Here is a 23322-nt window from a genome sequence, read left to right as displayed (position 1 = left end):
CGCTCCCCATCGATTTACATCTTACATTGTAGACGTGGCTGTTTAAATTGTGCAAGCATGAAAACTGCTTTATACTAGAATTCAATGACAATTCGCTCGAAAAAGGAGGAATTTATGATGAATCACACTCGCGTCCTGATATATACAGGCGGGGAGTTGTCACCCACATTTTTGGACGAAATTCAAGAAGGGGACTTCATTATAGGCGCTGATCGCGGGTCCCTGTTCTTGATTGACCATGGCATCAGGCCGGATCTGTCCGTGGGGGATTTCGACTCGATTCCATCCGATCAGTTGGAACATATCCGAGCCATGAGCGGGAAAGTCATCGCTTGCGATCCGATCGACAAAAATCTGACCGACACCGAACTCGCCTTCGAATTAGCACTTGAGCAATCACCCTCCTCCATCATGATTCTAGGAGCGACAGGTACACGTTTGGACCACACGCTAGCCAATATTCATATGTTGATTCGCGGACTTCAGCATCATATACCATGTTCCATACTTGATATGAACAATTATATTATGCTCACAGGTTCAAACTGCCTAGTTGAGGACAGAGGATTTACATACGTCTCACTTCTGCCGCTTACAACCGAAGTTACTGGGATCTATCTAGAAGGATTTCAGTATCCGCTCCAAAATGCCACGCTGCGTTTGGGACAATCACTAGGAATCAGCAATAAGCTTTCCGAGGAGAAAGGTACCGTTCGGATTGAGGGAGGTTTGCTGCTCATCATACAGAGCAAAGATCGCTAATCATGACTATTTTGTCATCTTTAGACCCACAGTTTAACCTTTCATTAACATCTTAGAAAACCCTTGTATTTCAAGGGTTTTTTCTTTTTTCTATCACTGCTCATACGTTTAATTCTTAATTTTTTGTTACTTTTAATGATATTTTAATAATTCGCTTTCATTCCATGCGGCCCAAGGAATTGCGCTGATTATCCAAATTATAGACGGTTTCAAATCTGATATACTCGGTTCATCGCCAAAACAAAAACTACATGGAGGTAATTACAACATGAATCGACAACAATGGATTAAGAAAGCCGTAGTAATCAGCTTAAGCGCAACTTTGGGTGTTGGGGCAGTACTTGCTGTGACACCACCAACTCCTGTAGAAGCAGCAGCAGTTAGCAAAGGCGCTCAAGTCGTTAATTATGGTAAACAATATATGGGAACACCTTATAAATTCGGAGCTTCCACCTCTACAACCAGAGTCTTTGATTGCTCATCGTTCATGAAGCATATCTTTAAGAAATACGGTGTGAATTTGCCCCGTACGTCTGCCGCTCAATCCAAAGTAGGAGTAGCTGTATCGAAATCGAACTTGAAAGCTGGCGATTTGATCTTCTTCTCCAGCGGAAGCCGTGCAAATGGTAGAAATGTAACTCACGTAGCTGTATATATGGGCAACAATAAAATTCTGCACACTTACGGGAAGCCTGGTGTGACGATCTCCACTCTGACTGGCAACTGGAGCAAGACATATCTGAAAGCTCGTCGCGTACTGTAGTCATTAATTCGTTTATTCCATAAGGATTAAATATTATAAGACCGTCTGCCTCTTTAGGGCAGGCGGTCTTTTGGGTTTACATGGATGTCCTTCTGTGACAACAGCTTATAACCGGTCCCCCGAATCGTACGCACCAGTTTCTGTTTGTGTCCTTTATCGATCTTCTCTCGTAAATGAAGAATATAAACATCCACCACATTCGTGCCCGTATGGAAATCATAATCCCACACTTGTCGTAAAATATCTTCACGCGTGCATACCCGCCCTTGCCTCCTGGCTAAAAACAGCAATAAATCATACTCTCGCTGCGTCAATTCGATGGGCATATCTCCTCTGAACACTGTACGGCCCAATGGATCTATCACCAGATCCCCAATTCGGATTATCTCTTCCTCTTCCAAGGGACCTGTCTGAAAGAGTCTCAGTAGATTAGCAATGCGAGCGGCCAGTTCTCTAGGATCTCGATCGTTAGAGATGTAGTCATGGGCCCCGGCCTCCAATGCTGCTACAGCCTCATCTGTACCTTCACTACCAATTACGATGATGGGGATCTGTTCCTTTTTTCCTGCCAGCCGTTCTACGAGATTAAATTGGTCCATCCCCTCTAATCTGCTGTCGATCAGCAGCAAATCTACCTGGGAGTGCTGCATGTAACCGACAACCTCCGAATAACTCGTAACATGCGTAACCTGATACCCCGTTTGCTCTAACATATCGATGAGCATCTGTAGGTGGTCTGTTTTGTCTGCCGCGATTAAAATTGCTTTCTCCACGGGCTCACCCCGCTTTCAGCGCTTAATAATGTAAGTATGTCTGATTCAGCCTGCTTTCACTCCTGCTCTTAGATGATTAACCGCCAGAACTTGATTCCTTTTAATAATTTCAACACAAGGCAAAAGATGCTCGGATCACATACGATTTGCGTAGAATTGCATCTTATCACCATCGTGAGGCCATTTTTATAATGGGATATAGGATGAAGGAAAGGGGGATTTATCACCGGTACAGCTTATTAACAATAATGATCGAGGAGGAATAATAACATGCGCAGCAAGCTCATGGCATGGCCTCTTGTCGTAGCCATGCTGATATCCATTGTGGTCACGGCCGCCGGGCCTCCCGCTCGGGTTTCGGCTGCAGACGGAATCAATCTCTCGCTTGGCAAAGTCGTAACAGCAAGCGGCCAAACCCAGAACTACGGACCGGCTAACGTGAATGATGGTAATCCCGATTCGTATTGGGAAAGCACCAATCATGCGTTTCCTCAGTGGATTCAAATTGATCTCGGGACTGACACAAGCATTAACCGGATCGTTCTTAAACTTCCTACGGGCTGGGAGTCGCGGACTCAATCGCTGATCGTGCAAGGCAGCTCGAACGGTTCAACATTCACAAATATCGTGGATTCAGCAGCGTATGAATTCAACCCAGCCGAAGGAAATTCGGTGACGATCAGCTTTGACGAAGCAAGCACCCGATATGTTCGCCTGAGCCTAACAAACAATACGGTTTGGCCGGCAGCCCAGCTGTCCGAATTCGAAATATACGGACCATCGGCATCCCCGCCAACGTCTCCTGTGGGAACCAATATTGCGGTCGGCAAACCGATCACAGCCTCCTCAAGCACATTCACGTATGTAGCGGCCAATGCAAATGACAACGATATTCATACCTACTGGGAAGGTGGAAGCAATCCAAGTACGTTGACCCTCGACCTCGGATCCGATCACGATATCACTTCCATCCTACTTAAGCTGAATCCGGCTCCGGAATGGAGTGCTCGTACCCAAACCATTCAAGTGCTGGGACATGACCAGAACACCACGCACTTCAGCAATTTGGTATCGGCACAGCCTTATACCTTCAATCCCGTTTCCGGCAACTTTGTGACAATTCCTGTAACCGCAACCGTAAAACGTCTGCAATTAAACATAACGTCCAATTCAGGCGCACCGGCAGGACAGATTGCGGAATTCGAAGTGTATGGCACAGCCGCGCAGAATCCGGATCTGACCATTACAGGTTTGTCCTGGTCACCGTCCTCTCCGATCGAAAACGATGACATTACATTGCATACTACGGTTAAAAACATAGGCAGCGCAGATGCGGGAGCTACGACGGTCAATTTTTACCTGAATGACATTAAGGTTGGCTCCTCCCCAGTAGGTCCGCTTGCCGCGGGCGCTTCCACTACAGTATCGCTGCAAGCCGGAGCCAAAGCGGCTGCATCATATACAGTCAGTGCCAAGGTTAACGAAGAAAAACAAATCATCGAACAGAATAATGAAAATAACAGCTACACGCATACATCCCCTCTTGTAATCGGTGCCATTGAAAGTTCCGATTTGGTCGGATCGGTACAATGGACGCCTGTCACGCCAGTCGCCGGTAATACCGTAGCTTTTACCGTGAATCTTAAGAACCAAGGCAACAAAGCCACGGCAAACGGACCTCATGCGATTTCCGTCGAGCTGAAGAATCCGGCCGGCTCAACGATCCAAACCTTTACAGGAAGCTATCCTGGAACTCTTGCCGCAGGTGCATCCACCAGCGTCAATATGTCCGGCACATGGACAGCGGCAAACGGCAGCTATGTCTTAACAACATCCGTGGCAGCGGATGCCAACGAAGCGCCTATCAAACGGGAGAACAATGTCAGCCATGCCAATCTCACCGTGTATTCCTCGCGCGGCGCCAGCATGCCGTATACCCGATATGATACGGATGACGCAGTACGCGGAGGCGGCGCATTGCTTAAAACGGCACCGACATTCGATCAAGCGCTCACAGCATCGGAAGCCTCCGGCCAACGTTACGTGGCTCTTCCTTCAAATGGCTCCAACCTGGAATGGACGGTTAGAGAAGGTGAAGGTGGGGCTGGCATCACCATGCGTTATACAATGCCGGATTCATCGGACGGCATGGGCTTGACAGGCTCGCTCGACGTTTATGTAAATGGCACGAAGAAAAAGACCGTTCCATTGACTTCGTATTACAGCTGGCAATATTTTTCAAGCGATCATCCTGCAGATGCGCCTGGAAGTGGACGCCCTCTTTTCCGGTTTGATGAAGTACACTTGAAACTGGATGCGCCGCTCCAGCCTGGAGACAAGATCCGTATTCAGAAGTCCAATGCGGATAACCTGGAATATGGCGTAGATTTCATCGAAATCGAGCCGGTGCCAACGGCTATCGCTCGTCCGGCGAACTCGGTATCTGTGACTGACTTCGGCGCAACGCCGAACGACGGCCAAGATGACCTACCGGCTTTTGAAGCTGCCGTTAAGGCTGCCGCTTCTTCCGGCAAAACCCTTTACATCCCTGAAGGGACATTCCATCTAGGTAACATGTGGAAGATCGGCTCGGTCGGAGATATGATTGATGACATCAAAATCATGGGGGCAGGCATCTGGCATACAAATCTTCAATTTACAAACCCGAATGCGGCTTCCGGCGGGATCTCGCTCCGGGTTACGGGCCAACTGGATTTTAGCCATGTCTACCTCAACTCAAATTTACGGTCGCGATATAATCAAAATGCGGTATACAAAGGATTCATGGACAATTTCGGGACCAACTCCAAAATCCACAATGTGTGGGTTGAGCATTTCGAGTGCGGATTCTGGGTAGGTGATTATGCACATACTCCAGCCATTATCGCTGAAGGACTGATTATAGAGAACAGCCGGATCCGTAATAACCTGGCGGATGGAGTCAATTTTGCCCAGGGAACCAGCCATTCAACCGTTCGAAACAGCAGCATTCGTAATAACGGTGACGATGGTCTCGCCGTCTGGACGAGTAATGTGAACGGAGCACCTGCAGGAGTTAACAACACCTTCTCCTATAACACCATTGAAAACAATTGGCGTGCGGCAGCCATCGCTTTCTTTGGGGGAAGCGGTCACAAGGCCACTCATAATCTGATCGTTGACACCGTAGGCGGTTCGGGCATTCGAATGAATACCGTATTCCCGGGATACCATTTTGAAAACAACACCGGTATTCTGTTCTCTGACACAACTATCATTGGCAGCGGAACGAGTAAGGACCTGTACGATGGGGAGCGCGGTGCAATCGATCTGGAAGCATCGAATGATGCCATCCGCAATGTCACCTTCACCAACATCGATATTCTGAACACCCAGCGAAGTGCCGTACAGTTTGGATATAGCGGCGGTTTTCAGAACATCGTATTCAACAATATCAATATTGACGGTACGGGTCTTGACGGAGTAACGTCATCCAGGTTCTCGTCCCCTCATCCAGGTGCGGCGATCTACACGTATACGGGCAACGGGTCCGCAACATTTAACAATCTGACCACGCGCAATATCGCTCATCCTGATTTGTATTTCATTCAGAACGGATTCAACTTGATTTTGCAATAATCACGGCATAACCATGAAAAGGAGGAGTCCGATGTGGACTCCTCTTTTTGAATCTGTGCAACGTTAGACGGATACTTCTTCATTGCCTTCGATTAACCACCGACGTATTGATTGTACAGCGACCTGGCCTTGGCGATATCCGATGTGCCATGTACCAAAGTTCTGCCGTCCCGGAAAATAACTAACCGATGCGGTTTTACCTGATAGATGATCATGTAGGGGGTTACGGTCGCTTTTCCGTAAGGGAGCTTATTCAGTCGGTCAGCCATTTCATCGAGGTCAATGTTCATCGTTCTGGCCGGTCTGATCTGCACCGTATCCCTCCCACATAAAACTTCACTTTTTCCGGCATTTGTCGCAGTTAAGTATGGATATTCCGGATGCTCGCCACAAGTCGGGCATCCCTGTTTCTTAGCACGCTCAACGCCGAATTCTACTCGTTCATTACGCCATAAATCAAAGGTCAGCATTTTTTTTCGAAGAGCTTGCCGGTTTCCGGACAAAAGCTTCATTGCTTCCATCGTTTGATGTGCGGCAACCATCTGTACAGCCTGAGGAAGAATCCCGTTAATGTCACATGTATCTCCACCCATAGGTATCGTTCCAAGCAAACAGTTCAAACAAGGCGTTTCTCCCGGCAAGAAGGTATAGCTCATGCCTGAGCTTCCGACACACCCGCCATATATCCACGGAATCCCTAATTTGAACCCGACATCATTCATAATCAGACGGGTCTCGAAATTATCTGTAGCATCCATCATCAAATCAACGCCCGCGCTGAGTGTCGTTAGTTCTCCGGCGCGAACATCCATCACGATACCATTCACCAAACAATCCGAATTCATCTCAGATAAACGCTTAGCAGCTGCTACAGCCTTCGGCAGTCGATCAATTGCATCCTGTTCGGTGAACAGCTGTTGACGCTGCAAATTGCTCCATTCCACATAATCCCGATCCACGATCGTAACACGTCCGACGCCAGCGCGAACCAAGGTTTCTGCAGAGGCACTTCCCAGCGCTCCAGCACCAAGCACCAGAACGTGACAATGACGGAGGCGCTGCTGGCCCTCTTCTCCAAAGGGAGTAAATCTCTCTTGCCTGGAATATCGATGCTTGCGTTCCACATCAACTTCTTCATGATCGTCCGAAGGCTTAGAAACTGACTCGAAGGATGGCTCATTAATGGTACTTGCCCTATTATCACTTCTATCTGACATGACTTCTCCTCCCATCCTTTGATCGTAAAAGGAGGACGAGCATCCTTAGCCCATCCTCCTTATCTTTATAGAATTTATGCATCTCGCAAGATCAATGGGTTTAGGAATTCTGGTGCGACCAATCCTCAACGTTCCAGATCTTTGTTACCCAATCCTCATAGAACTCAGGTTCGTGGGAAACCAGTAATATAGTACCTTTATATTCTTTTAATGCACGCTTCAGTTCCTCTTTGGCGACAACGTCCAGATGGTTTGTTGGTTCGTCAAACAGAATCCAGTTACTCTCGCGCATGAGCAGTTTGCATAGGCGGACTTTTGCCTGCTCTCCACCGCTAAGTGCTTTCATCGGACGAGTGATATGCTCGTTTTTGAGTCCGCAGCGAGCTAGCGCCGCGCGCACCTCATGCTGGTTCAAATGAGAGAATTCATTCCACACATCATCAATCGGTGTCAAATTGCCTGGACGAACTTCCTGTTCGAAATAAGCAGGCACCAGGAAGTCCCCTTGATATGTTTTGCCTGAGAACGCAGGAATTTTGCCCAATATGGTCTTAAGCAGTGTTGATTTACCTACGCCATTACAGCCTACTATGGCAATCTTCTCTCCGCGTTCGATTAGAATATTCATTTTGGGGAGCAATGGCCGGTCGTATCCGATCTCAAAATCAATTCCCTCAAATACGGTTTTCCCGCTAGCGCGCGATTCCTTAAAGTTGAATACAGGTTTTGCCGCTTCCTCGGGGCGGTCAATCCGGTCCAAACGGTCCAACTGCTTCTCCCGGCTTTTCGCTCGGCCTGACGTCGAGTAACGCGCTTTATTCCGTTGAATGAAGTCCTCTTGCTTCTTGATGAATTCCTGCTGCTTCTCGTAAGCATCAATGTGCTGATTTTTATTAATATCAGCCATTTCCAGGAACTTATCGTAGTTTGCTGTATAACGAGTAAGTTTCGCAAACTCCAGATGATAGATAACATCTACCACCTGATTCATAAATTCTGTATCGTGGGAAATCAGCATGAACGCATAAGGGTACTGCTTCAAATATTGAGTGAGCCATTCGATATGCTCAACATCCAGATAGTTGGTCGGCTCGTCCAGCAAAAGTACATTCGGCTTTTCCAAAAGCAGCTTGGCAAGCAGCACCTTGGTACGCTGTCCCCCGCTTAACGTTGCGACATCACGATCAAGGCCAATAACCGATAAACCAAGTCCATTTGCCATCTCTTCAACCTTGACGTCCAGCATGTAGAAATCACCGATATCCAGCTGTTCCTGAATCTCGCCCATCTGCTCAAGCAGCAGCTCCAGCTCATCGGGATCAGCATCACTCATCTTATTGGTGATCTCCATCATTTCCTTTTCCAGTTCAAGCAGTGGCAGGAACGCATCCTTCAGCACATCGCGAACTGTTTTGCCGGGTGTCAACTTGGTATGCTGATCCAAATATCCATATCGGATTTTTGGCGTCCACTCTACCTTGCCGCTGTCCTTCAACAGCTGCCCTGTCAAAATATTCATTAGCGTTGATTTGCCTACACCGTTTGCTCCAACCAAACCAACATGTTCGCCGGCCAGCAAACGAAATGATACATTCTTAAATAGAGTACGATCTCCGAAATTATGTGATACGTTCTCTACAGTCAATAAACTCATGGCTATAGTAACTCCTGTCTTTATAAAATGAACTTATTTCATGTTAATTTAGCGAAATATGCACAGTCAAGAGTTTATTGTATCACATCACAGAGTCTGGCCGAAACTCCAAGTTTCAAGTTTTACAGGACACCGGGATTAAAACAGCTCTTCTCTTGGTACCCGGCTGCTGCCGCTTCTTTGGCACTTTGAAACACTTCATCAACTCCAACGCTATTATTGCAAACATCTCGATAATAATATTTGATTCCCCTGTTATCCGTCCCTCCGAAATAGACCGGCGCTTTTACAAGCCTCCCGCCCCCGAGCGCATAATTGTTAAAGTATTGATTGCCTATAGGGATGCCTTGTATAAAGGCCATCATCCCGATATCGTCAATCGTATTTACCCACTCTTCCTGGGATATTAGCGGTAGTGTGAACGTGTAGGAGACTCCGTTCCGCAGCGCCATTTGATTATGCCGCTGTATATAATAGGCGAGCTGTTCTTGAACCGTATTTACAATGGTAATTCGCCGGACTTGTTCAAACATATCCTGATTACCCAGCAATGCCACTCCCGTTTTGCCGCTCAGATCCTCCCGAAATCCAGAGTGCCATCGAGAGGCACCTGAATCATACACATGAACGAAGGAATCCAACGTAAATTGGATGCTGTTGCCTGCACCATCACTCCAAGCATAAGGGATTTTGGCTGTCCAGCGGTGTCCCATGAGCTCCTCACCCTTATCATTGGTAAAGGTCTGCGAAACGTACATATAGTAGCCGTCATAATCAAGCACGACGATAGCAGGAATATACCACCACAGGGCAGCCTGTGCAGCAGAATCATCGGCGATTCCCATATTCATATACAACGTCCGGGAGAAGGCCTCCAACGCTTTTTCTTTATCGGCATGCATAAATTTCAATGAATCATACACCGACTCCTTGGCCTGGGTCTCATTCTCATTGAGCATCATCCCGCCGTCTTGAACCGCTGTGCGCAGTGCAGCTGAATATTTCATCTCCACATACCGGACATCCTCCAAGCTCTCGGCACGCATGCCCAGAAGAAAAAAAATGGGAAAGAACACAGCGGTAAATACAATCGCAAGGTCAGTTATCTTCATTCAGAACCAAACCTCCGTAAGGGAATGCGATAGCTGCTTTACCACCTGAATCTGATCCTGTCAAAGCATCAAACATCAGCATTGCGGGAGTGCGATTCAAGCTGCGGACACTTACCTGAAATAAATCTCCAGTCGTTAATCGGTATCGTCGGCTGTCATCTTCCTTGCCCACAGTCGAATCGGGGAACAAGTAACTCATAATATCATCTTGATAATATGCATCATATACGATGGAATAGCGATTCAGAAATGTGCCGGCATCGTTATATTCCGGATGATATTTCTTATGTTGATGCTCCATTTCCACGTTGTAGACATTACCTGTTGCGGCCAACTCTTGTTGGAAGTCATTATACATGGTTGGCGTCACATATCCCTTCGTTCGGACACTGTCAACGAATTTCGTGACGGACTGATAAACAATGAGTCGTGACAAATCATCCTGCCTGCGGGCCATTTCACCTGCCGGAACTAAATAAAGCAGTAAAAGCGCCAAAAATGCTGCAAACCATTTCGATACTGAGTTTGACATGGCTGTTACCTCTCTTTAACAAACTGGATGCTCTCCATTTCCCCATCGTATCTTCGAATATACTCCGTTATATAACGGGCATTTGTGTCAATGATCGAAAGATCCAACTCCTCTGGATTACTGCCTGATCTAAATTCTCTGCCATCTACAAATATATGAAATCCGCCCGTTTGAACTTCTCGTAAGGTGAATAACACTTCGCTCCCCTTATAAGTTAGCTTCATGTTAACATTAGTCATCTCTATCGTGTTGATACCGGCATGCTGATCTTGAGTCATTCGTCCTGCGGCCGTTAGACCGCCGTCTATTGCCGTCTGAATATGGAATGCATACAAGCTGGCGGCAAGGAATATTGCCACTCCCGCCGCCAGTTCAAGCATGCTTACGGTTTGTTCACGCAAGAGCATATCACCCTTCTTTTTATGGACTTCAATTTGCTACCCATATCATTATTGATAGAATTTGATGCCCCTGATCACATTGGAGTCATCCTTTACGATGCTTGCTCTGAATTTTCCGCTTGGATTGACATACTCTGCGCTTTTTTCATTCAAGACATCTTGGATATTCCCTTGTCTTGAGTCCGGATTAGGGATTGAACCATCAGTCTCCAGTACATTACCGTACCATTGCCCTGTTTTATTTTTCCCTGTGGCAATGAAAACCCCGAATTGGTCCTTGTCCTTATATTTGCGCAGCGCATTGGTAACCTGAGAACCACTGATCGTCGTCCCGTCATATACGGTAAATGCAGCCTGAGACAGTTCTGTTTGAATGTCTGAAAAGTTGTTCTGCGCAGTTTTAGTGGCTTCCTGTGCAGAAATAAACAAGATAACTACAATCGTGATCAGTGCGATGGTCAAAAATATTCCTGCCGCGACCTTTAAAGCAGATGATGCATTATTCATTTAAATCTTCCTCTCATTCTATTATTTATATTTTTTAATAGCTGTAATATTTTATAATCGTTGTATCTGCTCGTAATACGTCTCCATCTGTGAGAAGCTCATGCCGATCAGCGGGATCACAAGGTACATAAAGATCAGAGCATACATGGGAGTAAAACCGATCATTCGTGCCCACGCCGCCTTCGTGTCAATCATGGCTTCATATTCTTGCTTGCGCTGCTCAAAGCTAAATATCATCTCGCCATCGAGATCATCGAACACATCCTTGATCGGCACCTTGTCTACCGCAAGAAGCAGCTTGTCCACCAAACGTTGGAATTCCGGAAACCAGACATCATCCTTCAGCTCCAGCAGGGCTGACTCTGCCCCATGCTCATAATGGAGCAAGCTTTTTTGGATAGGAATCTTGAAGATCACCGCGAAGCGGTTAAGCCATTCCAGAATGGATTCTACCGAAATGCGCTCCACTCCGCGCAATATCGATATGACGGTTTGAAATTGGTAGATTTCATGCCGCATTTCCATATTCCGCACTTTTCGGTGAAAATACAGCAGCCACAACGGGGCACTATATGCTGCCAAACCTGCCAGGATGGATAATAACAACTCCCACCATCTCAGGTATTCGCCATTATACAGCTGCAATTTGCCTATCAGTCGGTCGATTGTGCTTTCGATCTGTTCTTGAGCCATTCCAAGCGAATCCGCATCGTTAACTACCTGTCTGACCTGCTCCCGAGTGATGTCCGGTGACATCTCTAAATGCTCCATAAACATCCGGTCCTGCTTTACGGTATCCTCTGCCTGCCGGCGCTCGACTTCATTCATTTGACCGAATAGAGAGTTATTTAAGGAAACAGGAACATACAAGATATGATGCTTGGCCTGTACATGCAGCCCAACTGCCAACGACAGCGATAGGAAAAAGGTAAGGAGAAAGAACATCAGCCTTCTGATATAGAGCCACTCGAATTTGATTCTTGCGTTGCTTTCCTTTAACAATCGGATCTGCCTGTCATATTTCAGGGACCCAGGTGACGGAGACAGCATGCGTACAAGCAAACGGACCGCAGGTAATCTGTACAGTCTTTCTTCCCAGGTCAATTTCTGAATCTCAGAGCGATAATCTGTTTCTCGATTTTGCTGCAGTTTCTGAAGCAGGAGGTAAGCGATTAGGATAATGACATATATCGATATCTTGGTTATAATCCCGAGCTTGCTCATATAGAAATCGTCCATTGATGGGAAACTACTTCTGGCCCAGCGCTCAATCGGCCTAGTGAAGAAGACAGGTGCCAGCGCAATGATGTTTAAGCCCTTCATTAGATAATCCAGCTTGTCTCTTCGCAAAATTTCCAATTGAATTTCCTTCGTTAAGCCGCTTAGCCCATGCAGGTAGATGGACCCTTTTTTTCTTGCATGATCTCCGAACTCCATCACGAGATGTGATATACCTGCGAATGCTTTTAGATAACGATTAGGCGCTACCTCATAGTACTGCTCCAACTCCTCATCCGGATCCTCCGAAACCAAGGCGTTGTATATCCGATGAGCATGTATAGAAATTTCATGTCCAGAAGCTTCCGCTCCCTCATACAAAGCCTCTTCTACCATTCCATGCTGTTGATAATGATGACGAACAAGTGAAAACAGCTCAACTGATTGGACAAGAACTTTACGCTCCAGACGGTTTATGAACATCTCTACGAGCATATTGTTAATCACTGCCGCAGCCAGAATGACTATAACAATAAACCCCAAATCCGGTTGACTCCATATCAGCAGCAAAGCGGTCAAGCCGATAGTTCCGGTAATCGCAATGGTTAGTTTCACTGTCTCATATCGGAGTGCTATCTCATCATAAGGGTGAATAATTGCGATTCGTTGACGGATCCGACGCAGATACGATTTGACAACCGGAATCTTGATGCCATACCTATAAAAGATTTGAAACAACTGCCGGTGAACCCCACGCCATGATCTGCCTCCCATTTCTGCCTGAACGCCAGCTGCCTCGCGATACCCCCGTCTTCGTGACATCCATGATACGATGCCAAAGGTAATGGTAAACAAAATTAAAGACACGATAAGAACGACAATCAATATATCTTTAGAGGTCACCTCGTCCCCCCCAACCCGCTGCCAGAAATCCCTTAAATTCCTCCACGTCTTCCGGGTGCATCTGTTCCATCATCTCTTGAATACTGCGGTCTGATAACTTGGCAGCTGCCAAATACTTTCCATCCCGATATTCGATTACATTGCGGGAAATGTAGTAACTCTCTTCATTCAATCTCCGCATATGCTCCGAACTTAACTCAAAAAACTCACCCATACTTCTTTTCAAGCGGTCCCCTTCGGTTCCATGAAATTCTGGCAATTCTCCCTTCTCGACGGGAATGCACTCTGTAATACGTTCTATGTAACGGTTGCCATAAGCATCTCTTCTTAAGTGGATATCAAAGTTAATGACACTGACAACCTGCTGCTCAGCTATATGTTCTTGTCTGAAAACACCGCTCTTTAGCAGGGAATTGCGGAGGGATTGAACAAGATCCCTGAAAGTTTTGGCATGATGCGTAAATACGGTGAATAGACTTGCCACTTGAGACATTTGTATCATCCATGAAGCTACCTCATCACTTGCAACCTCACCAAGAATATTGACAGTACCATCTGTTTTTTTCTGAAGGTCCAGGCCAGCCTGACCACTAATGTGCTCCGTTTCCTTGAAGCTTAAAATGTTTCTGCGACTGTAAATTTTTCTGAGGTGTAACTCAAAGGCCATCTCCTGAACCCGAAGGGTATAGGTCGCGTATATGTGACCTACCATAGCCATAAGCAGCGTTGTTTTTCCGGATCCCTGCGCACCCGTAATCGCTGTAATTCTGCTGCCTTTCATAAGATATTTCAACATGCCTATTGCCAGTTCCGAACCGCTTCCAGTTATTAACTGATTCAGCGATGCCTTAGGAAGATCGAATTTGCGGACAAAGAAAGCCCAGGATTCAGCAAATGGCGGCCTGACAACAACGACCCTGGAGCCGTCCTTCATCTCATTCACTTTGTAGCCGCTGGCTTCCGATAGCTGCCCCGGATGATTGTATTTGTATATGTTTTGGCATACCCTCTTAAGTTCCTGCATCGTCCCGAAAGAGAGGAAGGCTAGATGCAGCGAGACTCCACGGTAAAAAACCCACACGCTCTCACAACCGGTTGCAGGAGATTCGGTCCCCTTCAAACTGCCTAATCCCAAGAAGTCATTCGGAAAGTGATCGTTCACTTGCTCGCCATCACGCTCAACATGGATTCCGCTAACCCCGCCGCTTATCCCGTCAATCCGTTGGTCCCTGATTTCATCGACGATAGAAAAGCCTTTGTACTGCTGGTATATGCGCTGCACGACAATGTCCAGCTTCTCGGTAAATAACAGCGGCCTTTGCTCGGATTCATAAATATAAGCGATGTCTTCGGCAGTTACCGCATATACACTTCCCTCACCGTAGCCGGGAATCACGCGTGGCCGTGCAAGATCGTAAGTCTCCAGAAGAACCGACAAAGCATCTTCCCCATGTCTCTGTTTATAGAGGTATAAAACAATTTCAAATTGATCCTGGGCAGTTAAACGAGTCAGATTTTCAAAAGGAATGGCTGCATCGATGTTAGACTCATTCAGTCCGAGATCCCTAACAAGGAGTTGTTTCAAGAAATCCTTAACATATGCCTTATCCAGCACATCGCCCGACACGCAGCCCTTCAGCGCACGTCGCAGTTCACTTCGCTTATTCAATCTGCGGCGATATTCTTCCTCATGCAGGCCTAAATCTGACAGCTGGCTATGCGTCAACTGATGAAGACTATTTTTGACAAACGAAGTCATGGAAGTCAGCGAATAGGGATCGGCTCCACGAGTGCTCGTAATCGTTAGTTTTCGGGTATCCAGATAGCGTAGATACAAAAACAGCATCACAAACAAAACGATGACGAAAATCCAAACCGTATTCAATGAGTTACCCCAAAGCATGCAGGCCCCCCGCTTTCGAACCGCCGGTAGGAAGGCCAAGTTGTTCAGCCGCAACATCCGCCACATTACGGATTGCATAATACAATGAATTCACGCGTTTGGCGTCGGTGCCCCCACGACTTCGCTGGATATAGGCCAAAACTGAACGCGTATTCCAAGCATCTGTCATGCCAGAGCTGTAAGGAACACCAAGCACCATCGTCTTCAATCCAAACCGGCGTTTAATATTTTGCAAAGTGCAGTTGCTCTCCCGATCGTATTTTCCAATCATATATAAACATTGCTTATCCCTTAGTTCAGGAGGTAATCGCTGCTGCTCAAGCTCTTCTTCAAGCTTATGCAAATTCTGACTTAAACCCACGACGACCAAATCCGCGGCTTGAAGTATGGCCCGGTCGACGGCTCCAGGTAACCCATTGCCTGCATCAGCTACCGTCACATCATAACTTCGCTTGGAAGATTCCAGGACACTGGACATCAGGTTCGCGCGTGCCTCTTTCTCCTTCATCCTCTCAGTATCGTTTTCTTGAGCACTATATAATTTAGGACCACGTAAAAGATCAAGCCGATCCGATAAGAGCGGCAAAGTATAATTACGCACATTCTCGGGATTCAGTCTCCCGCTAACCTTAAGCCGTTCCAGAGCATCCATCCCGGTATCCTGAAAGGCTGTTATATAATCCAGTGAATCCTTCTTAAACACAAAGGCTTGCTCCAGTCGTTCTCCAGCGCAGCCACCATGGGCCATAAGTACCTTGACTTGATATTCCATTGCCAATATGATCGGTAAACTCGAAGCCAACATCGTACTGCCGCTGCCACTGCTAAGCGGACTCCATACCGCAATCAGGCTCATGCATGCCTCCTCCCCGCTTGTCTGAGAGCACGGCGAATATGCCGCTGTTCCATTTCCGTCAACATACGGATAAGCTCAGTAAGCGATCTTTTGTACTGCCTCGACAAAGATTTGATGCCCAGTCTTCCTGCATGTTCATTTTTAATTTTCAAGGCAAAGAAAAGTTCGTCCCAAGGCATTTTTACCGGAGGGCCCAGCCATTGAATGCGGCTGTCTTCCAAATATCCTTCGATATAAGCTTCATCCGTTAAGTCATCAATGACCTGGACATAGACCCGATAAAAAGGGGGAAGGGAGTCATCGGCTCTCGCAGCCCTCAGCTCATCAAGTAAAGCTGCACTCTTTCGTAGTCCGGTTACTTCAAAGCCGCTAACCCATACATGGGCATCGGCTGTATCCCACTCATGCTTGTTTAGAAACTCTGGCTTCTCCACGTCCATTACGATGTAGTCGTAGTTCTTCTCCTCCATTGCCTCAAGATACTCCGCCAACGCCTGGTAGTTATCAAATCCGGTTGCTACGTCAAATCCAGCAAACTCTTTAACCGGCAGCTGCGGATGCATGACGCTAATGCAATGTTTATACTTGGCGTCAATTGCGCCATCCACAAGTAGAACCCTCTTGTCGCCTGAGGCTAATATCTTGCACATGTACAAGAGCATGTCGCTCTTGTCACATATACCCGTAAATATCCATGTCTTCACATTGATTCCACTCCTTCGTTAATTCCTGTTATACCAATCAACCTCTCCCTACCACCTATGGGCTCGAGAATATGAAATCCGGATCAAGTGATTCTGTATCATCACCCGACTGGGCATCTGATAAATCGGATGATCCCAAAATCTGTTCAGCTTCTGAATCCCGTTCCTCACGGAACGGAGTTCCTATGTATTCCTCATCGTCGGGCGGCGTGTTTGGAGACTCAGCGGTAGAAGAAGCGATTACAGAAGGACCAGCACTATAAGCAGAACTCCATGCATCCGGGCTTCTAGTCTCCGCAGTGGAAGATTCAAACTGCATATCAGATACCTGGATTTGCTGATCTGGAGAAAGCTTGCTTAAGTCGTCTTCCAGAGTGCTGCGAAGCGTAATCTCCAAATGCTTCTCGGCTGTCTTTACGATATTCGGATTGCTTGCGATCAGCTTCGTTACTTCCGCATTCGGAGGATAGTTCGGAATCGCTTTCTCTTGCAACTGAGGCTCAACGTAGGTAAGTGCATAGATCGTAGCTTCATGAAGATAAGCATCGACCAATGCGCTCGAGAGCAATAATATTTCTTGTTCACTGAGCGTTGTCCAGAATGCTGAATTTTGAAGCTTGTCGATGTTTTTCTTGGATAAAATGATGTAATCCTGTCCGGTTGGAAACTGGACCCTTACATCAATAACATCCCCTTGGCGCAAGTTGCTTGGCAAATATACCGCCTTCATCTCCCGATGCCGGAGATCCGACGGTGTCGGCATCTCTTCAAAAAGCATGGTTCGACTTATGGGTGTTCCCTTAAGCAATTCGATCTTCACGCCCTTCCCTGCAATCTCTTCCTTACCGGAGAGAAGATTACCAGAGGACCCGTCATACGGAATACGCACTTCCTTGATGTCCTTCGCCTCTAAGAAATGACCGGGCGGAATATCTCTGACCGGAACCCAAGCAACCTTCATTGAGTTAAGCTGCCGTAGCTGCTCCTCTTCGAGCTCCGTGATCCTCTGCTCATATTGGGTTCGCTCTAAACTCCGCTGCTCTTTATAACCATGCATATAGTACAGCATGGCACCGGCGCACACGGCTCCTGTTACGGCTGCGCCAGCAAGTCCCGCGATGATCAACTTGCGGCTTCGCCTCCTGATTATTGGCATTGCTTCAACTCCTTCGGATCAGATGCATTCAACTCTTGCGAAACCTGAATTTTCTCTTTCTCTCCACCGCTGGCAGGTATTCCCGAAATAATCGGGAGAATGCCTCTCGGCTGCTGTCTTGCACTTCAAAAGGGTCCAATTGCAGCGGCAATGAATGAACATTATTTGTTCCCAGCAATTTCTTCATCTCCTGAATCGTCTCTTCTCCAGCAAGCGGCATGGCATAAACCCGGCCTGGCTGGGGATGTCTGGATAGCATTCGTGCCAGAGTCACCACATCATGCTGCCGCCACTCCGCACCAGAACCGATGACTATCGGCAAATCGGCCCGCAAAAATTCCTCTATACGCTCACTGTCTCGGTATGCTCCCAGATCCAATACAACCGCGTCATAGCTCCCACCCAATAGTGAAATCACTTCGGTTCTAGCTGTTTGGCGCCAAAAATGGATCCCGTTAATTTCGAACTTTCGGATTGATCCCAATCTTCCCCCCTCTGCAATTTCCTGAATACGAGTAAACGCTGAGGATTTGGCGCTCATTTCAACTACTGCCACACGTCCGTAAATAGCAGCAAGGAAATGTCCAAATGCGATACAACTGTGGGTTGTTCCTACACCGGAAGATGCCCCAAGCACAGCGGCGACAAGTGTCCCTGCTACCTTACTTGGCTGACTTCCTGTCCTGTTTGCGGATATTGGCTGCTGCCTGCTAAGCGCTGAGCGTACCTCTGCAGCCGATTGGTATCGATGCTCCGGGGCATATTGCAGAAGCTTACGAATGACAGGTACAAGCTCCCTAGGCAAGTCGCCGCGAATATGACGCTCCACACCGGTTATCCATTCGCTGAATTTGCCGCTGGTCGAGAGATATAGTAAAAGGGCCCCCAGTCCATACAAATCTGATCTGGCATCGCTTTGTCTCCCCCCATACTGTTCCGGCGCCGCGAATCCGACTGTGCCGAGCTTGACCGTATCCTCGCCGCTCTCCTGCTTGTAGCTTCTAGCAATGCCAAAGTCGATGAGCCGTACCTCCAATTGATCGGTCAGCATAATATTGGATGGCTTGAGATCCCTGAAGATGACCTGTGGCTCATGATTATGGAGATATTCCAGTACATCCAATAGCTGCTCCGTCAATTCCATGATGAATTCAGGGTTCACGTTTCCACGAAATCCATGGAAATATTTCTCCAGGGTCATGCCCTGAATGAAATCCATGACCAAATAGATATAACCGGTAGACTGAACGTGGAAATAATCGACTATCCGCGGCAGCCGCGGATGACTGAGTTTAATCAGAAGCTGAGCTTCATCTTGGACAGCACGCTGTGTCCCGGGCTCAGCTAGGCTCTCCTTAACAGCCCACTTCTTCCCGGGGAGCTTCAAATCCTCAGCCAGGTAAACACAGCTCATGCCTCCCTCACCGATCACCCTATCGATAACATAACGTTCGCCTAAAACTTCCCCATGCACCAATCTGCAAGGCTGATTCATGTTTGCGCTCTCTCCTCTTACTTACAAACAACACAACAAAAAAGGGAAAGCAAGCCGCCTTATCATCACAGAATAATGATGAATAGCGGGATGCTTTCCCTATGGTTGTCGTTGGTTAATTTTGGAATCATTATAGAACAACTTACATTAACTTGTAAAGCCTTTTTTAATACTTAATCATATATAGAGTAATCTCGTCCCGATTATGGAACAGCTGCTTGGCTCCCTGGATCTGCATTCGGGATTCTTCGAACGCCTCCATGATCTCCTTCACCAAAGCCATGGGTTTCTTCGTCAGCAGCTTGACTGTAATAACAGCTGTGCCTCCTGCCTGTAAGCTGTACAGCAGCCCTTTGACCATTCGAGCCATAAGTTTAGGGCTCCAGCTCATATCGCACACGATTAGATCAAATTCATTTTCTCTAAACGATACATCCGCTGCATTTTTGTGAATCACTCGAAGATTTTTGTTTCCAGCTAACGAAGGATGCATTTTTGCCGGATCAACCGCTGTAACCTGCAAGCCTCGCTCAAGCAGAAACGAAGTCCATCCTCCAGGCGCAGCGCCAATATCCAGAGCATTGCGGAATGAATGAAACGGGATCCCGAACTGCTTCTCGGCTTCAAGCAGCTTAAATTTAGCCCTTGAGATTTGCCCCTCCTCACGCTGAAAACGAACAGCCCCGCCGTTCCAATCTGACAGATTGTCCTCCGGACGAGACACGCCTACATACCAGACATGATCAGCAGCAAATAAGGAAATGATCCATTCCGGAGAATGAACCGTATACTCAAGCTCAAGCGGTGCCAGCCTACGCTGCAATTCATCACGAAGCGCCGCCGGATTTTCCTTCCATGAGCTATTCTCTGTTTTTCGGATCTGGATAGCTACAGCACTACCGCCTATTTCTTCCCGTTTCAGCACATACTCTTCGACTGCAGGTAATGCGTCAAGATAGGTATCCGCCGCAATCTCCAGATGGACCGGAAACAGATGCCGCAAAAAAATGGGCGCCCTGCTAGTAATAAGACGGTTTGCCTCATATTCCGAGCTGTCGATCGTGACTAAAAACACTTCGCCAGGGATCATCATGGTGCTTTTTAGGCTGCCAAACATCCGCCGCAGCTCTTCCTGTGCATAAGGAGCAAAACCATGATTTGCCGTACACACCCATTTGCTGTGATAATCCCGTTCATTCTGATTTTCTTCCTCAAGCTCTTGCTTTACATTTAATTCGTCCAAACGGATTAACCTCCAGAAATAACTATGATCCAAGGACGTCTGCCATCCTTTTTCAGATGAGCGCCATTATCATAAGTTTGTTAGATGAGTTCTTGATTTCCTTTTTCATTTTCTTGCTGTTTTAGATAAAATCAGAGCTTTGCGCTCCTAAGAAAAGTTATAATATCCTGTACAGAACCCATCCGGTACAGTACCTGCGGTACACTGCGGGGATTCGATGAGACAACCAGCAGCGCAGGAACACTCCGAATTTGATAACGTTCAACGATGCTTGGCAGGAAATTCACATCCGCACTGAGCAAATTCATATCCTGCTCGATATGCTCTACAATATCGATCATCTTCCGCGCAGCAGCACAAGTACCGCATAATGGCGTATGCAAAAATACAATGAGCGGATCGGCCTTCATGTTACGTTTAGCCATACGTTCCTGCCATTCCAGCCGCTCCATCAGTTCACGCTGCGTTACCTCGATCATTTATCTTAACCCCTGCGCGACATCTCGCATAACGGATTCTGACATCGGTCCATTATGGATCTTCACGTCCTCGGGCATATGCGCATAAAGCAGCTCGTACATTTTCCTGCGGCCGGCCGGACTGGAGGTATGCAGGAATATTTCTCTAGCACGCAGCCCTTCCGCAATCATGGAGGCGACTACATCGCCCCCGTTCATTTGATCATAACCTAATTCAAAATCCAGAGATAAAATGTCCACTTCGCATTCACGAAGCATCAATAAACACTCTTCCCCACTTCGTGCCAGCGCAAATCCTTTCGGATTGGGACGCCAGTCATCCAAATACAGATGTATCATCGTACCCTCCCCTTAAACGGACCAGGATAACACCAAGGCAATATCTTCCTGATGGGTGCCGTCCGCTCCCTTTTCACTTTCCAGAATAAAGGCCTTGCCTGCAAGCTCTGGTGCTAAAGCGAAACGCTTTAGCGCGTCTGATCCTATCATACCTTGCCCGATGCGTGCGTGGCGATCTTTTCTTGAACCGGCCCCATGCTTCGAATCGTTCAGATGGACCGCAACGGTGGATTCCCAATAGCCAAGCTCCTGTCCTCTGGCAAGAAGTTCAGCTGTATTCGAAATATCCCATCCGCCCGCCGCAAACAGGTGACAGGTATCCAGACAAAAACCTATTTTTTCGGGATAATCAGCAAGCTGTCTAACCTTCACGCTCTCCTCGAGAGTCATTCCCATGGGGCCATGGTCACCTGCCTGATTCTCAATTAATAGCTTGGCCCTCCCCGTCCAGTCTGACAACACATCATTCAGGCAACGAATGATATTCTGATAGCCTTCAAGCATGTCAGAGCTTTTGAGATGTCCAAAATGGACCACAATCCCCAGCGATCCGCATGCTTCCGCGATGAGGAGGTCATTTTTGAGGGAGTCCACCGTCAGCCGGTAAAACTCTTCTCCTCGAGTGAAGCCCACTGCCATATTCGTTGGATACGGAGTATGCGCAATCGACACCAGTCCTTGTTCCTGGCAGAACTTCGAGCATGCGGCAGCATTTCGCATGTCAGGCGTCTTCAAGTGGAGACTGCGCGGATTTTTCGGAAAATACTGATACGCCGAGGAACCGATCCCGGCTGCATGCTGGGCAGCTGCAAGAAATCCGCCTCTTGTGCTAACATGACCTCCGATTCGGATATCAGGCTTCATGCTGGCAGTTCGGACAAAAGAAAATTTTGCGCGAAGCATGCTCGGCTTTCACGATCGGCGTACCGCAGCGTACGCAGGGTTCTCCTTCACGATCGTAGACTTTGCATTCGTCGTTATAGGCTCCGGTAAGTTCGTCGCCTTCCTGAAACGGCATTTCCATATATCCTCCGCCATCAGTCGCTTCATGCAGCACTTTAACGGTACTGTCATACACCTGTTCCAAAGACTGCTCAGACAAATCCTGAATTTTGGACAGTGGGTGAATTTGGGCATCAAAAGCGATCTCATCAGCATAACAATTCCCGATGCCTGCGATAACCTGCTGATTCACCAGTGTAGTTTTTAAGGCACCCCGCCGTTTACCGAGCAGCTGGATGAAACGCGCTTTGTTCATGCGACGATCCAAGATTTCAGGACCCAGGTCTTTTAAAGTATTTTCCGTTTCCTTAGCCGTTAAGAAATGCAAATAACCGAGCCGCAAACCGATAAAATACAGCACATGGTCACCAAAGGTAATCTCGATCTGGGTCGATCGAGAAGGCCGCTCTTCTCCAACACGTCCAAGATACAGAATGCCGCCCAGCATCAGATGCAGCAGCAGTCTGCCTCCGTTATGCAGATGAAATACGAGATGTTTGCCTCGTCTTTCCACATAGATAACCTTGCTGCCCAATAAAGCAGATGTGAACTCGTCAACCGAAACATTCAGCGATTTCTCACGGTTTACGACGACATTCATAATAGGCACATTCACAATGGTCTGTGATAATAATCTCCGATAATTCTCCATTTCCGGTAGTTCCGGCATGATTCATCTTCCCTT

Annotated in this window: 21 protein-coding genes; 3 read left to right on the top strand and 18 right to left on the bottom strand. The window is 47.3% G+C overall.

The features are described from left to right. Nucleotides 1-117 precede the first annotated feature (117 nt). Nucleotides 118-762: a thiamine diphosphokinase gene (locus tag ABEQ74_RS13950; RefSeq protein ID WP_430122777.1), complete on the top strand. Its 645-nt coding sequence runs from the start codon at nucleotides 118-120 to the stop codon at nucleotides 760-762. A 268-nt stretch (nucleotides 763-1030) separates the two neighbouring features. After that, a complete protein-coding gene (locus ABEQ74_RS13945; protein WP_430122776.1) occupies nucleotides 1031-1525 on the top strand; it encodes a C40 family peptidase in 495 nt (164 codons plus the stop codon). Between the two features lie 53 nt (nucleotides 1526-1578). Here ABEQ74_RS13945 and ABEQ74_RS13940 read toward each other — a convergent pair whose 3' ends face one another. After that, entirely contained in the window at nucleotides 1579-2298 is a 720-nt protein-coding gene (locus ABEQ74_RS13940) for a response regulator transcription factor (protein ID WP_430122775.1), read from the bottom strand. A 270-nt stretch (nucleotides 2299-2568) separates the two neighbouring features. On the opposite strand from ABEQ74_RS13940, the gene ABEQ74_RS13935 reads away from it, so the two are divergent. Next, nucleotides 2569-5916, top strand: a complete 3348-nt coding sequence (locus ABEQ74_RS13935) for a discoidin domain-containing protein (protein ID WP_430122774.1) — start codon at nucleotides 2569-2571, stop codon at nucleotides 5914-5916. A 92-nt stretch (nucleotides 5917-6008) separates the two neighbouring features. Here the strand turns inward: ABEQ74_RS13935 and ABEQ74_RS13930 are convergent, their stop codons facing one another. The 17 genes from ABEQ74_RS13930 to ABEQ74_RS13850 all read right to left on the bottom strand — a co-directional run bounded on the left by ABEQ74_RS13930 (nucleotide 6009) and on the right by ABEQ74_RS13850 (nucleotide 23307). Continuing rightward, nucleotides 6009-7133 carry a ThiF family adenylyltransferase gene (locus tag ABEQ74_RS13930; RefSeq protein WP_430122773.1) on the bottom strand — a complete coding sequence of 375 codons (1125 nt, stop codon included), beginning with the start codon at nucleotides 7131-7133 and terminating at the stop codon, nucleotides 6009-6011. Between the two features lie 100 nt (nucleotides 7134-7233). Further along, nucleotides 7234-8787 (bottom strand): ABC-F family ATP-binding cassette domain-containing protein, encoded by a 1554-nt coding sequence (locus ABEQ74_RS13925; protein ID WP_430122772.1) that lies wholly within the window; start codon nucleotides 8785-8787, stop codon nucleotides 7234-7236. A 122-nt stretch (nucleotides 8788-8909) separates the two neighbouring features. Next, on the bottom strand, nucleotides 8910-9899 hold the full coding sequence (locus tag ABEQ74_RS13920; protein ID WP_430122771.1) for a hypothetical protein: 990 nt from the start codon (nucleotides 9897-9899) through the stop codon (nucleotides 8910-8912). Continuing rightward, nucleotides 9886-10431: a hypothetical protein gene (locus ABEQ74_RS13915; protein WP_430122770.1), complete on the bottom strand. Its 546-nt coding sequence runs from the start codon at nucleotides 10429-10431 to the stop codon at nucleotides 9886-9888. The genes ABEQ74_RS13920 and ABEQ74_RS13915 overlap by 14 nt, the downstream gene beginning before the upstream one ends. 5 nt (nucleotides 10432-10436) lie before the next feature. Beyond that, entirely contained in the window at nucleotides 10437-10838 is a 402-nt protein-coding gene (locus ABEQ74_RS13910; protein WP_430122769.1) for a hypothetical protein, read from the bottom strand. Between the two features lie 42 nt (nucleotides 10839-10880). Continuing rightward, nucleotides 10881-11339: an ABC transporter permease gene (locus ABEQ74_RS13905; protein WP_430122768.1), complete on the bottom strand. Its 459-nt coding sequence runs from the start codon at nucleotides 11337-11339 to the stop codon at nucleotides 10881-10883. A 51-nt stretch (nucleotides 11340-11390) separates the two neighbouring features. Then, nucleotides 11391-13460, bottom strand: coding sequence for a hypothetical protein (locus tag ABEQ74_RS13900; protein WP_430122767.1), 2070 nt, complete (start codon nucleotides 13458-13460; stop codon nucleotides 11391-11393). Further along, nucleotides 13450-15363, bottom strand: coding sequence for an ATPase, T2SS/T4P/T4SS family (locus tag ABEQ74_RS13895; protein WP_430122766.1), 1914 nt, complete (start codon nucleotides 15361-15363; stop codon nucleotides 13450-13452). Before ABEQ74_RS13895 ends, ABEQ74_RS13900 begins: the two co-directional genes overlap by 11 nt. After that, complete coding sequence (locus tag ABEQ74_RS13890) at nucleotides 15350-16219, bottom strand: hypothetical protein (RefSeq protein WP_430122765.1); 870 nt, start codon at nucleotides 16217-16219, stop codon at nucleotides 15350-15352. The genes ABEQ74_RS13895 and ABEQ74_RS13890 overlap by 14 nt, the downstream gene beginning before the upstream one ends. Beyond that, on the bottom strand, nucleotides 16216-16923 hold the full coding sequence (locus tag ABEQ74_RS13885) for a hypothetical protein (RefSeq protein WP_430122764.1): 708 nt from the start codon (nucleotides 16921-16923) through the stop codon (nucleotides 16216-16218). Before ABEQ74_RS13885 ends, ABEQ74_RS13890 begins: the two co-directional genes overlap by 4 nt. 55 nt (nucleotides 16924-16978) lie before the next feature. After that, nucleotides 16979-18079, bottom strand: coding sequence for an SAF domain-containing protein (locus ABEQ74_RS13880; RefSeq protein ID WP_430122763.1), 1101 nt, complete (start codon nucleotides 18077-18079; stop codon nucleotides 16979-16981). A gap of 28 nt (nucleotides 18080-18107) precedes the next feature. After that, nucleotides 18108-19574 (bottom strand): serine/threonine protein kinase, encoded by a 1467-nt coding sequence (locus ABEQ74_RS13875; RefSeq protein ID WP_430122762.1) that lies wholly within the window; start codon nucleotides 19572-19574, stop codon nucleotides 18108-18110. 166 nt (nucleotides 19575-19740) lie between these two features. Further along, on the bottom strand, nucleotides 19741-20817 hold the full coding sequence (locus ABEQ74_RS13870) for an SAM-dependent methyltransferase (RefSeq protein ID WP_430122761.1): 1077 nt from the start codon (nucleotides 20815-20817) through the stop codon (nucleotides 19741-19743). 131 nt (nucleotides 20818-20948) lie between these two features. Beyond that, nucleotides 20949-21296 carry a thioredoxin family protein gene (locus ABEQ74_RS13865; protein ID WP_430122760.1) on the bottom strand — a complete coding sequence of 116 codons (348 nt, stop codon included), beginning with the start codon at nucleotides 21294-21296 and terminating at the stop codon, nucleotides 20949-20951. Then, a complete protein-coding gene (locus ABEQ74_RS13860) occupies nucleotides 21297-21635 on the bottom strand; it encodes a cyclic-phosphate processing receiver domain-containing protein (RefSeq protein ID WP_430122759.1) in 339 nt (112 codons plus the stop codon). It abuts the gene before it with no gap. A gap of 12 nt (nucleotides 21636-21647) precedes the next feature. After that, on the bottom strand, nucleotides 21648-22499 hold the full coding sequence (locus tag ABEQ74_RS13855) for a deoxyribonuclease IV (protein WP_430122914.1): 852 nt from the start codon (nucleotides 22497-22499) through the stop codon (nucleotides 21648-21650). Next, nucleotides 22489-23307 (bottom strand): Fpg/Nei family DNA glycosylase, encoded by an 819-nt coding sequence (locus ABEQ74_RS13850; protein ID WP_430122758.1) that lies wholly within the window; start codon nucleotides 23305-23307, stop codon nucleotides 22489-22491. Before ABEQ74_RS13850 ends, ABEQ74_RS13855 begins: the two co-directional genes overlap by 11 nt. Nucleotides 23308-23322 lie beyond the last annotated feature (15 nt).

It is taken from the genome of Paenibacillus solani, from assembly GCF_050475945.1.
GTDB lineage: Bacteria > Bacillota > Bacilli > Paenibacillales > Paenibacillaceae > Paenibacillus_AQ > Paenibacillus_AQ solani_A.
Note: the sequence above shows the minus strand (reverse complement) of the source record. Positions and strands in the feature narration are given on the sequence as shown.